At 61.2% G+C, this 14,168-nt stretch carries 10 protein-coding genes and 1 tRNA gene; 7 read left to right on the forward strand and 4 right to left on the reverse strand.

Features of this window, described 5'->3' with window-relative positions; genetic code table 11:
• The first annotated feature begins 268 nt into the window (after positions 1 to 268).
• Positions 269 to 2,887 carry an AMP-binding protein gene (locus KR227_RS08700; protein ID WP_218364981.1) on the forward strand — a complete coding sequence of 873 codons (2,619 nt, stop codon included), beginning with the start codon at positions 269 to 271 and terminating at the stop codon, positions 2,885 to 2,887.
• Positions 2,888 to 2,923: 36 nt separating this feature from the next.
• On the opposite strand, the gene KR227_RS08705 is transcribed toward KR227_RS08700, so the two are convergent.
• From KR227_RS08705 to KR227_RS08720, 4 genes are all read right to left on the reverse strand, one after another.
• The gene (locus KR227_RS08705; protein WP_151549635.1) at positions 2,924 to 3,592 is read right to left on the reverse strand and encodes an ABC transporter ATP-binding protein; all 669 of its coding nucleotides are present in this window, start codon (positions 3,590 to 3,592) and stop codon (positions 2,924 to 2,926) included.
• Positions 3,585 to 5,153, reverse strand: coding sequence for an iron ABC transporter permease (locus tag KR227_RS08710; RefSeq protein ID WP_255549242.1), 1,569 nt, complete (start codon positions 5,151 to 5,153; stop codon positions 3,585 to 3,587). Before KR227_RS08710 ends, KR227_RS08705 begins: the two co-directional genes overlap by 8 nt.
• 140 nt (positions 5,154 to 5,293) lie before the next feature.
• Positions 5,294 to 6,331, reverse strand: a complete 1,038-nt coding sequence (locus KR227_RS08715) for an extracellular solute-binding protein (protein ID WP_218364983.1) — start codon at positions 6,329 to 6,331, stop codon at positions 5,294 to 5,296.
• Between the two features lie 1,980 nt (positions 6,332 to 8,311).
• A tRNA-Gly gene (locus KR227_RS08720) sits at positions 8,312 to 8,385 on the reverse strand.
• A 186-nt stretch (positions 8,386 to 8,571) separates the two neighbouring features.
• Here KR227_RS08720 and dcd point away from each other — a divergent pair.
• The 6 genes from dcd (at position 8,572) to KR227_RS08750 (ending at position 14,164) form a co-directional block, all read left to right on the forward strand.
• Positions 8,572 to 9,135 carry a dCTP deaminase gene (gene dcd / locus KR227_RS08725; protein ID WP_151529346.1) on the forward strand — a complete coding sequence of 188 codons (564 nt, stop codon included), beginning with the start codon at positions 8,572 to 8,574 and terminating at the stop codon, positions 9,133 to 9,135.
• A gap of 39 nt (positions 9,136 to 9,174) precedes the next feature.
• The gene (locus KR227_RS08730; protein ID WP_218364984.1) at positions 9,175 to 9,993 is read left to right on the forward strand and encodes an ATP-binding cassette domain-containing protein; all 819 of its coding nucleotides are present in this window, start codon (positions 9,175 to 9,177) and stop codon (positions 9,991 to 9,993) included.
• Positions 9,994 to 10,653, forward strand: a complete 660-nt coding sequence (locus KR227_RS08735) for an ABC transporter permease (protein WP_218364985.1) — start codon at positions 9,994 to 9,996, stop codon at positions 10,651 to 10,653.
• Complete coding sequence (locus KR227_RS08740; RefSeq protein ID WP_218364986.1) at positions 10,653 to 11,330, forward strand: ABC transporter permease; 678 nt, start codon at positions 10,653 to 10,655, stop codon at positions 11,328 to 11,330. Before KR227_RS08735 ends, KR227_RS08740 begins: the two co-directional genes overlap by 1 nt.
• Before the next feature lie 378 nt (positions 11,331 to 11,708).
• Complete coding sequence (locus KR227_RS08745; RefSeq protein WP_255549243.1) at positions 11,709 to 12,674, forward strand: ABC transporter substrate-binding protein; 966 nt, start codon at positions 11,709 to 11,711, stop codon at positions 12,672 to 12,674.
• 152 nt (positions 12,675 to 12,826) lie between these two features.
• On the forward strand, positions 12,827 to 14,164 hold the full coding sequence (locus KR227_RS08750) for a UDP-glucose/GDP-mannose dehydrogenase family protein (protein ID WP_218364987.1): 1,338 nt from the start codon (positions 12,827 to 12,829) through the stop codon (positions 14,162 to 14,164).
• Positions 14,165 to 14,168: the final 4 nt, after the last annotated feature.

Below are 14,168 nucleotides of genomic sequence, written 5' to 3' on the forward strand. Positions count from 1 at the left end.
GCGGGTAGCGGAGCAGAAGAGTGGGCATGAACACATGCATAAAACGGCACTGGGGTGGCCCTCTCTGACATGCTGAGATGTCCACAAGCGGCGGGGTGCTGCCGGCGTAGATATGTGCAACCTTCCCAACACTTTTAGGCAGGAACGCCTTGCCTAGGTTATTTTAGGGTTAACTGAGAACGAGCTGGGTGCCTCTCTTATGCACCAGCGCCTCGCCCTGCGCCGATCGAGGGGTGGCGCGGACAGGGGCACGGTGGAAGGAGATCTTGTGTCCCTCGCACGCACTGCGCCGCTGCTGGAAGGAGTGGCTGGATCGTATCGGCCTAGTGATATCGCCCTGCGCACGAGTTCCGGCGAGCTCACCTATCGGGAGCTTGAGGAGGCGACGCAGCGGCGTGCGGAGGAATTCCTGCAGCGCTATGAGCCCGGCACGCTGCTGCACCTGTCCTTCCGCCCCACCCGCGAGGCTGTGGTGTCATATCTCGCGGCGCTGGCGGCGAAGATGCCGATCCTGCTCACCGCAGACACAGCGGGGACAAACGCCGATGCTGATGATGGCCCCTATGCGGAGATCCTGCGCACCTATTGCCCCGCGGCCAGCATCGATCCGGCCACAGGCCAGCTGCTGCCGCGCCAGGAACAGCTGGGCGAGCCCCTGCACCCCGATATCGCGGTGCTCTTGTCTACCTCGGGCTCCACGGGGGCGAAAAAGCTCGTGAAATTGAGCCTGGAGAACCTGCGGGCGAATGCCCACGCCATCGTGCAGGGGCTGGGGCTGCAGTCCGAGGACTGCGCGATCACCCTGCTGCCGCTGCACTACTCCTTCGGGCTGTCCGTGCTGAACTCCCATCTCTTCTGCGGGGCGAGTATCGCCGTGGAGGAGTGCTCGGTGGCGGGTCCGGACTTCGCTGCCGCGCTGCAGCGCTATGGGGTGAGCAATGTGGGCGTGGTGCCGCACATGCTGCAGGTGCTGCGCACCGCCGATGGCGGCGAGAGCTTGACTCAACTGCGTCTGGTGTACCAGGCCGGCGGCAAGCTGGATACATCCGATGTGCAATGGTGGCACAGCTTTTTGGCCGAACACGACACGGATTTCCGGGTGATGTACGGCCAAACCGAGGCCACCGCCCGCATGAGTATCATGCCGCCGGAGCTCATGGCCGACTATCCCGAGGCGGCCGGCGCGCCACTGGTCGGGCACTCCATGCGGATCAGCGAATCCGGCGAGCTCATCTTTAGCGGCCCCTCGGTCATGCTCGGCTACGCCGAATGCCCAGAGGATCTGCGCACCGGCCGCACCATTGAGGAACTTCATACCGGGGATCTGGGAGAGCTGGTGCAGGTGGACTCGCCCACAACAGAGGAGATCCTGCGCATCACTGGGCGCTCCTCGGACTTTGTGAAACTCGCGGGCCTGCGCATCTCCTGCGAGCAGGTGCGTGGCTGGCTCGCCGAGGCGGGCCTCGCCGCCTGCGTGACCGGTGATGATACCGCCCTGCGCGTGGCGGTCGATGAACAAACCTCGCAGGAAGAACCCGATGCCGCAGAGATCGAAAAGGAGCTCTGCGCCCGCACTGGACTCACCCCGGCCTTCATCCGCGTGGTGGTTGTGCCCACCTTCCCCCTGATCGATAATGGCAAACTTGATCGCCGCCGCTGCGCCGAGCTAGCCGATGCTGCCGCCGGCGCCGACCAGGACACTGAAACACAGCCCGCTGCCGGCGCCGGTGCGCGCAGCGCCGCGGGCGTGGAGTCGGTGATTGAGGCCATCGCCCAGGCCCTCGGCACCGTGCCGAGCGCGGTGCGCCGCGACCTCTCCTTCGTGGACAATGGCGGCAGTTCCATGAGCTTTGTGCCGGTGGCGATGGCATTTGCTCGCGCCGGGGTGGAATTGCCCACTGGCTGGCACCATATTCCCCTCGCGGAGCTGCTCGATAATGCAGAGTCTCAGCACAGCTCAGCAACGGCCGCAGGCACGCAGCGTGGAGCTGAGGGCCAGGCTCCGTCCTCGCTGATCTGGCTTGATTCTTCGCTGGTGCTGCGCGCCATCTGCGCCATAACCATCGTGCTGGGCCACGCCACCACCTTTACCTTCTTGATGGGCGGCGCCCACTCCCTCTTGGTGATCGCCGGCGCGGCCTTGGGCAGCTTTGGCCTGACTATGCTGAGCTCGACCACGCGACTGCGCGCCACGGCCCGCTCCCTCCTAGCGGTGGTGCTGCCCACAGTGCTGTTGGTGCTGGTGGGCATGGCGACCACGGGCAGATATGGGCTGAGCAACCTGCTCTTTATCCACTGGTTATTCCCCAGTGAAGGCGCCAGTGGATCCTTGTGGTTTATCGAGACCTATGTGCTGGGCTTGATTCTGATCATGGGGCTGTTGGCCATCCCTGCGGTGTATCGCCGCTACCGGCATGAGCCCTTCGTCACCGCCTGTGTGCTCACCGGCCTGTTTCTCATCGTGCGTTTCGCCGTCGGGGCGTGGGATATCGTCCAGACCCGATTCGAGCCGCCGGGAGCGATCTGGTTCATTGCTGCCGGCATCATGATCTCGCAGGCGCGCAGTCGCCGCCAGAAGCTCATCGCCGCGGCCATTCTCGTGGCCGGTTCGGTGACGCTATTCGAGTACGTCACCCAGTGGGTATATGTGATGGTGGTGAGCGCGATTTTGCTCTCCGAGGTGCGCCTGCCGGTACCGCGCGCGATTGTGCGCCCAGTGGGGTTGATTGCCTCGGCCTCGCTGTATATCTATCTGATCCAGTTCGATATTCTGGCTCAGCCCTTAAGCGAGTTCCTCACGGTGCCGCTCTGCTTCCTCGCGGGCATTGTGCTGTGGAAGGCGTCGACAAGCGTGGTGGCGTGGCTTGCGCAGCGGCGGATGGTCTAAGGCCACCACGCCGCTTATCGACGCCTCCCTGGGGGCTTAGCTCCCCACGGGCGTCATGCGCACCGTGTGCTGGGCGAGACGGGCAGAGTCTTGCTCGTCGTGGGTGACCAACACGCTGGTGACGCTGTACTGCTCGATGATGGCGGCCACCTCATCGCGCACCTGGCCGCGGAGGGCGGTGTCGAGATTAGAGAAGGGCTCATCCAAAAGCAGCACCCGCGGCGAGGGGGCGAGGGCACGCGCCAGCGCCACGCGCTGCTGCTGCCCACCAGAAAGCTCGTGTGGGTAGCGCTTGTCATAGCCTTCAAGGCCGACCGCGGCGAGCATGGCCTGCACCCGGTCCTTGGTGTCTGCGCGGTTCATCTTGCGCAGACCGAAAGCAATATTGGCGCGCACCGTGAGGTGCGGAAAGAGCGCATAGTCTTGGAATACCAAGCCAATGGCGCGCTTTTCCGGGGGCACAAATACCCCCGGGCCCGCCAGCAGGGTCTCATCCATATATACCGATCCCGAGCTGGGCTGCTCGAGGCCCGCGATCAGGCGCAGCGCCGTTGTTTTGGCGCAGCCACTGGGCCCTAGGAGCGCGGTGCATTCCCCAGCGGGGGCTTCGAGGTTGAAATTATCCAACTGCCGAGTCTCAGACCCGGGATAGCTGAAGCACACATCGCGCAGCGTAATCGTGGGGCAGGAGGAAGTATTAGTCATGGGTAGACCCTTCAAGCTTTGCGGAAGAAGCGGAGCTGTCGTCCTCGCTGGTCGTAGTGGTGGTTTTTTGTCGCCACAACAACACCAGCAGCGGCAAGGCGGCGATGAGAACAATCATGAGCGAGGCCAGAGAGCTCTCCGGGATCTTCTCATCATTGGCGTATTCAAAGACGCGCGTGGCGAGGGTAGAGAAGTTGAAGGGGCGCAGGATCAGCACGATCGCCAGCTCCTTCACCATGTCAATGAACGCCAAGAGGAAGGCTCCCACCAGGGCGGTGGAGATCATGGGCATGTCCACGCGGAAGAATGCTCGCGTCGGGCCGGTGCCCAGCATGCGGGCGGATTCGTGGAAGCGCACGCCGGTGCGCTCGAAACCGGATTCCACCGATTGCATACTTACCGCCAGGTAGCGGATCACATAGGCCACAATCACGATCGTCGGCGAGAGCATGAGCTGCAGCGGCGAGTGGGAATCGATCCACAGTGCCACCGACAGGATCGCTAGGGCGATCACTGTGGAGGGCACCGAGTAGCCCATCACCGTGATGCGGGCCAAAAAGCGTGAGGTCCGCGAGGGCCACAGCCGCTGGTTATTCGCCACAATGACAGCGAATACTGTGGTCAGTGCCGCGCCGATGCCGGCGACCCACACGGTGGTGATCGCATCCTCGAGCATCCCCTCGGTGCGGATATTGGGCAGCGAGAGAATCGCCCAATAGGTCATCTGTGCCACCGGGATGAGCAGGGCAAACGCCAATGTTCCCCAGCTCAGCAGCATGACCAGCCATTTGCTGGGGCCCTGCAGGGTGCGGCGAGTAATGGGCGTGACTCGGCCCGAAGAATAGGCAGCAGAGCGGGAACCGCGCATTACCTTCTCGCCGACGCTGATGATTGTGACCACCAGCAGCAGAATGCCCGCGAGTTTCAGCGCCGAATTCACGTCCTGAAAACCCAGCCAGCTCTTAAAGATGGCGGTGGTAAAGACATTCAGCCCGAAGTATTGCGAGAGGCCATAGTCCGAGAGCACCTCGAAGGCCACCAGGGTGGCACCCGCGATCACCGCATTGCGGGTGAGCGGCAGAATGATCTGAAAATAGGTGCGAATGGGGCCCGCGCCCAGCACGCGGCTGGCCTCGATGAGTCCACCGGCTTGACGATCCAAGAAGGCTCGCACCACCAGATACACATAGGGGTAGAGGAAGAGCGAGAACATCACGATGGCGCCGGGGACATTTTGAATGTCCATCAGCGAGGGCGGGATATCAATGCCCAGTCTTTCGCGGGCAAAGACCTGAATGGTGCCCGTGTAGCTGGTCATGGCCACATAGGTGTAGCCACCGATATAGGGCGGGATTGCCAGCGGCACCACGAGGGCGATGCTGAGGAACCTCCGGCCGGGGAACTCAGTGGCAGTGATAAACCACGCGAGCGCGGAGGCCAGCGAGCAGGTGATCGCCAGCACGCCGATGACCACGATGGTGGTTTCTTTGATATAGCCCAGCAGCAGCGTGTTCTGAATATGCCGCCAGGTGTCGGAAACAGGGGAAAGTAGGCCTGACAAAATGCCAAGAAGCGGTAGTAGCATGAGCGCTACTACCGTCAGACTCAGCACGAGCCAGGGTGCCTGCCCGCGGGCAGGCACTAAACGTTTGGCCGTCACTTACTCCGGCTTTCTATCTACAGGAGTGGATAGGCGGAACACTACTGCCAGCCAACCTCATCGAAAATGCGGGTGGCGACGGGGCGCTCCTTGCCGAAGGTAGCGAAGTCGAGATCCTGCGGGGTGAACTCGCCCCAGGATGCCTGGATCTCAGGAAGCTTAGCCTCCGGGTTCATCGGGAACTCGCCGTTCTCCTCAGCGATCAGTTCCTGGATTTCCGGGCTGGCCAGGAACTCGAGGAAGGTCTTGGCGTTGTCCGCGTGCTTCGCACCCTCGAGGACTGCAGCGTAGCTGATGTTCAGGTGGGTGTTCTCGGGGAAAGCAAGCCCGATCTGCTCCGAGACCTTGCGCTCCTCGGGATCGGAGGAACGGTTCATCAGTGCCCAGTAGTAGGAGTTCATGATGGCGACGTCGCCCTCGCCTGCAACCACTGCCTTGGCCTGGTCGCGGTCATTGCCCTTGGGGTCGCGAGCGAAGTTGTCCACTACGCCCTGAGCCCACTCCTTGGCCTCATCCTCGCCGTTCAGGGCGACGAAGGAGGACAGCAGAGCCTGGTTATAGGAAGAGCTGGAGGAGCGTGCGAGCACCTTGCCCTCGAACTTCGGCTCGGTGATCGCATCGTAGGAGTTGAGCTCCTCCGGATCCACGGTCTCCTTGTTATAGGCGAGCACGCGGGCACGAGAAACAATGCCCATCCAGTTGTCGCCGCGGAAGTTCTCGGGGATCGACTTCTCGATCTCGGGGGTCATGGAGTCGCCAAGAATGCCCTCCTCGTTGAGGGGGTAGATGGACTCGGCGCCCACGGTGAGGAACACGTCAGCTGCGGGGTTGGACTTCTCACGCTTGACGCGCTCGATCAGCTCGTCAGCTTTGCCCTCGACAACGTTGATTTCGATGCCGGTGTCTTTTTCGAAGCGATCGTAGATCTCCTTGTCCACGTCATAGTGACGGGAGGAGTAGACATTCACAACATCGGGAGAGTCCTTATCGAACTCCTCGGGGGCGTCACCTCCGCTGGAGCAGCTGGCCAGAGAGAGGCCCACTGCAGCGGCGACGATGGTGGCGGTTAAACGGCGCATATGGTCGTTCCTTAGGGTTGTGCGCTCAGCGTGTCCATGTGACGATTTTGGTCACACTGAATAGGCTGGCGCGCGGCGTACAAAATGTGGGATCTATAAGAGTCCCACATGGGCGTCTTAGATAATAGCAAAGGCTTGCCATATTCCCTGCCAGAGAGATCGTTAGCCTAAGCACATAGGACGTGTGCGTTGAAAATACTGTGCGCGCCAGAAATATTTGTGCTGGTGGCGAGGTTAGGCATGCGTATGTGTGTTTTTTGCCACTCTATGCTGCGCGGGGCGTTCTAGGCGTTCCGAAGTGCTGCCATACGGGGGTAGGTGCGGGCGAGAAAAACAATAGGGACATGTCCCCAATGCGGCTAAGTGTATGGACGGAATGCGCCATCTGGGGTGATGTATCGCGCTGGAAGTTATTCCTGACTCTGTGGTGGGTAGTTACTTCCGCGGTGTGCGCGGGAAATAATCACGCTGTATGCGGGCATATGCCGGCCCAGGGTCTTAAGCTGAAATCATGCTGAGTATTTCTTCTGTCTGGAAAAGCATCCTTGGCGGCGGTACCGCGCTCATGCTTATAGCCGGCTGCTCCGCTCTGCCGTCCTCTTCTGAAGACTCGACTGCCTCCGGGACTGCCTCCGAGTCCGCGTCTGAGTCCGTGCCCGAGTCTGTCACCGTCACGGAAACCATTACCGAAACGAGTGTTCGTAGCCGCAGCTCTGCCGCACCGGCCAGCACTAGTGCGCAGCAGGAGGCGGAACGCGAACCTACTATCTCTCTTGCGCAGAGGTGTGACATGGACAAGCTACGCGCAGACGTGGACTGGGTAGGGGGTCTGAGCGTGCTGTATTGCGATGAGAGTTTTGCCCGTTATGGGAGGCCCAACACGGGGTCTGTGCACATTGCCCACTGGAGCGGGGACTCGTGGCACACGATCAACCCAGATGGCAAGGACACCAATGACTTCAGCTGTTATAGCCGTGCACATCTGGAGGATCTGGGCTTAACGGCGGAGCAGATCCAGCGTGCGCACCTGTGCGAGGGGGCGTAAATACGTATAGCGAAGGTGAGGTATGAGCCGCTGGCACGCCGCTGTGGCTGTGCCGTCCGTGTGCCTATGGCAAGGAATAATTCCCCCAGTCATCCGATGCTATCGCACCTAGGTCGGCAACTAGAGCACTGATAAGAACTCCCAGATAGATCGATAGCGGAGACATGCTGAGGAAAAGAAGGAGCTGTATTCTCCGCGAAGAACCCGATGGTCATGTAGGCATATCCCACACAGTGCATGAGCTACACCGGTGTAGTCCATTGGTGGTGTACTCCCACGATGGTTGATTATTAAGTCCGACTTCCTCCGGTGGCATAGTGCGAATGTCCAGGCTGCGTGCTGGAAATTCAGTCGTCACACTAATTTCTTCGATCCGTCCTACTGCGGTGCATTCTTTCGGTGGGTTCGGGCGAACACCCTCTACGATTGCCACCTCGAGAGAATCCTGAGATTCCTTCACTGCGCTTCGAAGTCCAAAACATTTCGGATCGCCGGTGGTGACAGTGAAAGTCACCTCATTCGCCCCTGTGACCTCATACTTCGTCCAGTCGACGATCTTTTCAGAGTGCATAGGAGCATCGTTATTCGCACAGCCGCACACCATAGCAACGGCACCGAGGAGGATGATCAGCCGTCCTCTTAGTTGTCTCAATGAGGGCCATGTCATCGTGTCCTGCATCATCGTTCCTCACCCATGTGTGGAGTAATCTGCGTCGGAGGCGTGGTGATACATCTAGGCTACATAGTCACCGCGATAGGCGAGCTAGCTAACAATGCCGTGCACATTCGATTTGTCTGTGGGAGCTTGGCGGGCCAACACGCCGATATAGCGGGTGCCGTACCAGCGCTAGGGAACCGGCCATAACAAGCAAAAACACCCCTTCCGATACGCCGTCCGGTCAAACCAAGCGGGGTATCACAATGGGGTGTTTAGGTGGAGCCGATGACGGGAATCGAACCCGCGTATTCAGCTTGGGAAGCTGATGTTCTACCATTGAACTACATCGGCAGTGCTGCTCAGCGGGGTAGGGCATAGCGTGCATCTCGGCCACATAGGGCCGCGCAGCTGCCTTCCCGCATCTGAGTTGCAAGCTCACAGTGTAGCACCACGTTTTATGGTTCTACCAACTGCCGTGGCCGGGGCGGTCCGCTCTTTTTCTTACCTCTATGCCGCGTACCCGCTACACTTGCGAACGTGCTTCTTTCTGACCATGACATTCGCGCCGCCATCGATTCGCAGGCATTGGGAATTACCCCCTATGACGAGACGCTGGTTCAGCCCTCGTCCATTGACGTGCGCATGGACCGTTTCTTCCGTGTGTTCAATAACTCGCGGTACACGCACATCGACCCAAAAATGCAGCAGGATGAGCTGACGAGTTTGGTCGAGGTCGAAGAGGATGAGCCCTTCGTGCTGCACCCCAGCGAGTTTGTGCTGGGTGCCACGCTGGAGCGTTTCCGGCTACCGAGCGATCTCGCGGGCCGCCTCGAAGGAAAGTCCTCCTTGGGCCGGCTAGGTTTGCTCACCCACTCCACCGCCGGCTTCATTGACCCCGGTTTCGATGGCCACATCACTCTCGAGCTGTCCAATGTGGCCAATCTGCCGATCATGCTGTGGCCGGGAATGAAAGTGGGACAGCTAGCGCTATTTAAGATGACCTCGCCCGCCGATGTGCCCTATGGTTCGAGCGCGCTCGGCTCCAAATACCAGGGGCAACGCGGACCGACGCCGTCCAAGGCGTACTTAAACTTCCGCTAGGCCGCGCCCACACGGCGCGTGCGCTAGCACGAGGATTCTATGATCACGTTCGAGAACGTCACGAAAACCTACCCAGCCCGTGAGGGGGATAACACCGCCCCCGCGGTCAGTAACTTCTCGCTATCGATCCCGAGCGGCAAAACCACCGTTTTTGTGGGCTCCTCCGGCTCTGGAAAAACGACCCTGCTGCGCATGATTAATCGCATGGTCACGCCCACCAGCGGCCGCGTGCTTATCGACGGCAACTCGGTGGCAGATCGTGACCCTGTTGAGCTGCGCCGCTCTATTGGTTATGTCATGCAGGCCTCGGGTCTGCTCCCCCACCGCACGATTGCGGAGAATATCGCCACGGTGCCGCGCCTCGAGGGGGCGTCGAAAAGCGAAGGGCGTGAACTCGCTGCACCGCTGATGACGCTGCTCGGGCTGGACACGGGATTGCTTGATCGTTACCCGAGTGAGCTCTCGGGCGGCCAGGCGCAGCGCGTCGGGGTGGCGCGGGCGCTGGCCCACGACCCCGCTATTTTGCTCATGGATGAGCCTTTCGGCGCTGTGGATCCGCTGGTGCGGCGGGAGCTGCAAGACCAGTTGCTTGATCTCCAGCAACGCCTGCACAAGACAATTGTGCTGGTGACCCACGATATGCAGGAGGCTATTGCGCTGGGCGATCAGGTGGTGGTGCTGCGTACCTCCGCGGAGATCGCGCAGGTGGGCACCCCCACGGAGATCGTGCGCGAGCCCGCCGATGAGTTCGTGAAGAAATTCCTGGGCATGCACACCAACACGGTGCACATTGAGCAGCGTGATGGGCAGCAGATCGTGGTGGATCACCTCGGCCGGGTCCAAGGGATCGTGGGATAGATGAATCTGTCATGGATAGCGGACAACCTGGGCTATATCGCGGGTCTCGCCGGCCAGCACGCGATGCTGGCGGTGCCGGCGATCGTGGCGAGCTTCGTGTTGGCCTTGCCTTTTGGCTTTTGGCAGCGGTCCTATCCCACCGCGCGGGAGCTACTGATCGGTGCGGTGGGCTTGCTCTATGCGGTGCCCAGTTTGGCGCTTTTTATCGTGATGCCTCTGCTCTTGGGAACCTCGGTGCTCTCGCCAATAAACGTGGTGGTGGCGATGATTCTCTATGGGCTGGCCCTGCAGATTCGCAGTACCACGGATGCTTTCGCCTCGGTGCCGCAGGCGCCGGTGCAGGCCGCAGAGGCCATGGGGTATAGCCGCTGGCAGCGCCTGCTGCAGGTGGAGTTTCCCCTGGCTTTGCCGGTGCTGATCGCCGGGCTGCGGGTGGTATCGGCGTCGACGATTTCGCTGATTTCGGTCGGCGCGCTCATCGGCGTGCAGTCTCTCGGCACCTTGTTTACCAATGGTTTCCAGCGGGCCTTTCCCACCGAGATTCTGGCGGGGGTGCTCGGCACCGTGGTGCTGGCCGTGGTCTTTGATCTCATCATCGTGGCTATCGGTCGGATGTGTACGCCCTGGGTGCGTGCCTCCCAGCAAGGGGGTGTGGGCTGATGAGTCCTGTAGCAGAGGCTTTGCAACAGATCACGAGCGCTGAGTATTGGACTGGATCCGCTGGTTTTGGCGCGCGCGTGCTCGAGCACATGGAGCTCACCCTGCTCACCATGGTGTTCACGCTCGCGATTGGTTTGCCTGTGGGTATCTGGTTGGGAGTGCGCGCTCACCGCACCGGCCGGAGTGGCACCAGCATCGTCGCCGCCTTGGGGGCGTTGCGGGCGCTGCCCACGCTGGGACTTGTCACCTGGCTGACCTTGATTATTCCCCTGGGCATCTCTATGCCCACGGTTCCCGCGGTGATCGTGCTGGTGATTCTCGCGGTGCCGCCGGTGGTGGCGGGCGCCTACTCAGGTATCGCCGCCATCGAGCACAGTGTGGTGGATGCGGCGGTCGCCATGGGGCATTCTCCCTGGCAGGCGCTGCGGGCGGTCCATCTGCCGCTGGCGCTGCCCACAATCATCGGTGGCATACGCTCCGCCACCGTGCAGGTCCTCGCCACCGCCACGGTCGCGGCCTATATCGGATTGGGCGGGCTCGGCCGTCCGCTTATCGACGGCTTGGCCCTGCGGGATTATCCCCAGATGCTCGCAGGAGCCATTCTGGTGATTGCACTGGCGTGGATAGTGGACATGCTTCTCGCCGTGGCTCAACGCGCCGCCCGCCCGCGCACCTAGACCGCCACCTCGGTGTTCCCAGGCGGGGCCGTCGTACCCCCATCGCGCGTCTGCACTGTTCAGCAGTATTTTCTCTAACAATAAAACTCAGCGGCTGTTAAACTAAGCAGTTGTGCTGCAGCGTGCCGAGCGCCGGAATTGCCCTGCCACCGGCTATTAGCAGGGGGCGTGGCGTCGCTGTCTCTGTCACCGATATTCCCGTGGATAGAGAGATCCATATGTGCACGCAGTCGGTGGACGCCGGGTATCCCGGTGTGATCCTCGGCGCGGCTGTATCGCGTGTTTATCCCTTATGTGCAGGGACCATCACTCAGGTGAACTCAGTACTGTGGAGGTAGTGAGTATGTCCCAAGAGAATTATTAGAGAAAGTAGAGCAGATGAACATCAATTCCCGTCTTGCGAGCATGACTGCGGTCGTGAGCGCGAGCGCCCTCGTACTGTCCGGCTGCGGAGCCGGCAATGATCCCCTCGATGGACAGGGCTCGGATAGCGAGAAGAACTCGGACCGGGACCGCGGCACCATCGTTATTGGTACGGCGAACTTCCCCGAGTCGGAGCTGATCGGTCAGCTCTGGGCGGAGGCGCTGCGCACGCAGAGCATCGATGTCGAGGTGAAGTCCGGCATTGGCTCCCGCGAGGTGTATATCAAGGCTATCGAGGAAGGCTCGATCGACCTGGTGCCCGAGTACTCCGGAAACCTGGCGATGTACTTGGCTGGCGATGAGGATGCGGTGACCGTGGGCATGTCCAGCGAGGAGGTGCTCGACGCGTTGAAGGAGGTAACTCCCAAGAATCTCGCTGTGGGCGAGGCCGCCGAGGCGCAGTCGAAGGATTCCTACCGCGTCACCCCCGAGGTGGCCCAAGAATATGATCTGAAGAGCCTCGAGGATCTCCGCTCTGTCCCGGAGATTATTGTCGCGGGCAACCCGGAGCTCGCCGAGCGCCCCTATGGCCCGAAGGGGCTGAGCGAGTTCTATGGTGTGGAGGAATCCTCCATGGAATTCAAGGCCATCTCTGATGGTGGTGGCCCGCTCACGGTGAAGGCGTTGACCGATGGGGCGGCCACGATCGCCGATATTTACACCACCTCTCCGGTGCTCAATAGCGAGGGCGAGGAGATCAATCTGGTGATGCTTGATGACCCCAAGGGGATGATCCTGCCGCAGAATATTGTGCCGCTGATGGCCAAGGGCCGGCTGGGCCGCGAGGCGCGAGAGACCATTGCGTGGGTCAACCGCACGCTCACCACGGAGAAACTCACTGAGCTGAATAAGCGCAATGTGGGCCCCGATAAGGAAGATCCCGCGAAGATCGCCCGTGAGTACACCCAGGAAGTGTTCTAGACACACACCATTCCTGCCTGAGACCCTGCCCCGCCACACGGGGTGGGGTCTTTGTGCTGTGACATGGGGGAATACGCTTGTAAGCAAGCATTCATGCGCGGGCTAGCGCCCGGTCAGCGGTGGTTTACCCACCTGAGCTAGGAATAACACTCATGAACATTTCAGTACTGGGCACCGGGTATCTCGGGGCAACGCACGCAGCATGCATGGCAGAGCTTGGCTTTTCCGTGGTGGGCGTGGACATCGATGAAGACAAGATCGCGGCGCTATCGGCGGGGCGAGCGCCCTTTTATGAGCCGGGGCTCGGGGCTATTCTGCGCCGCGCCATCGACAATGATCGACTCCGCTTTTCCACCGACATGAGCGCGGCGGCCCAAGCAAACGTTCATTTCATCGCAGTAGGCACCCCGCAGGCCAAGGGCTCCTTCGCCGCTGATACCTCAGCAGTGGAGGGGGTGCTGCGTGAGCTGGTGCCGCATCTCGAGGGCGAGCATGTGGTGATTGGGAAATCCACCGTGCCAGTGGGTACTGCGGCGCGCCTGCAAAAAATGGCCGATGACCTCGCCGGAGACCGCGCCCGCGTGGAGGTGTGCTGGAACCCAGAGTTTTTGCGAGAAGGCTATGCGGTGCACGACACCATCACCCCGGATCGCATCGTGCTCGGTATGGCGCGCCCTGATTCCTCGGCTCGCGCCGTGGTGGAGAACATCTATGCCCAGGCCCTCGAGGCGGGCACCCCGTTGATTGTGACGGATCTGGCGACGGCGGAATTGGTGAAGGTGGCGGCGAATGCCTTCCTCGCCACCAAGATTTCCTTTATCAACGCCGTCTCTGAGGTATGTGAGGTTGCGGGCGCGGACATCACCGACGTGGCCGATGCGCTGGGCTACGATAACCGCATTGGCCGGCGCTTTTTGAACGCCGGTTTGGGATTTGGCGGCGGCTGCCTGCCGAAGGATATTCGCGCTTTCATGGCCCGTGCCGGCGAACTCGGCGCCAATGAGGCGCTCACCTTTTTGCGCGAGGTCGATGCCATCAACATGCGGCGCCGCGATCACCTAGTGCAGGTAGTCAAGCGGGCATGTGGCGGATCGCTGATCGGGCAGAATATCGCGGTGCTCGGCTGCGCCTTTAAACCGCATAGCGATGATGTGCGCGATTCTCCTTCTCTCGCCGTGGCGGGTGCGTTGTCGCTGGGCGGGGCGGAAGTCAGCGTCTATGACCCGCAGGCGATGGATAATGCCCGCGCGATCTTTCCCACCTTGCACTATTCCACCGATGCGCGTGAGGCGCTGGCGGGCGCCGATTGCGTGGTGCTGGCGACTGAGTGGCCGGAGTTTATGGAGCTCGACCCGCGTGAGGCGGCAGCGATGGTGCGCACCCCACGGCTCGTCGATGGCCGCAATGTGATGGACCGGCAGGCGTGGGCGGCGGCAGGGTGGAGCGTGCATGCGCTGGGCCGTCCCAGCCTGGAGCCGGGATCGGTATAAAGAG

The sequence above is a fragment of the Corynebacterium sp. TAE3-ERU30 genome (assembly GCF_019209925.1).
Classification (GTDB): Bacteria; Actinomycetota; Actinomycetes; order Mycobacteriales; family Mycobacteriaceae; genus Corynebacterium; species Corynebacterium megadyptis.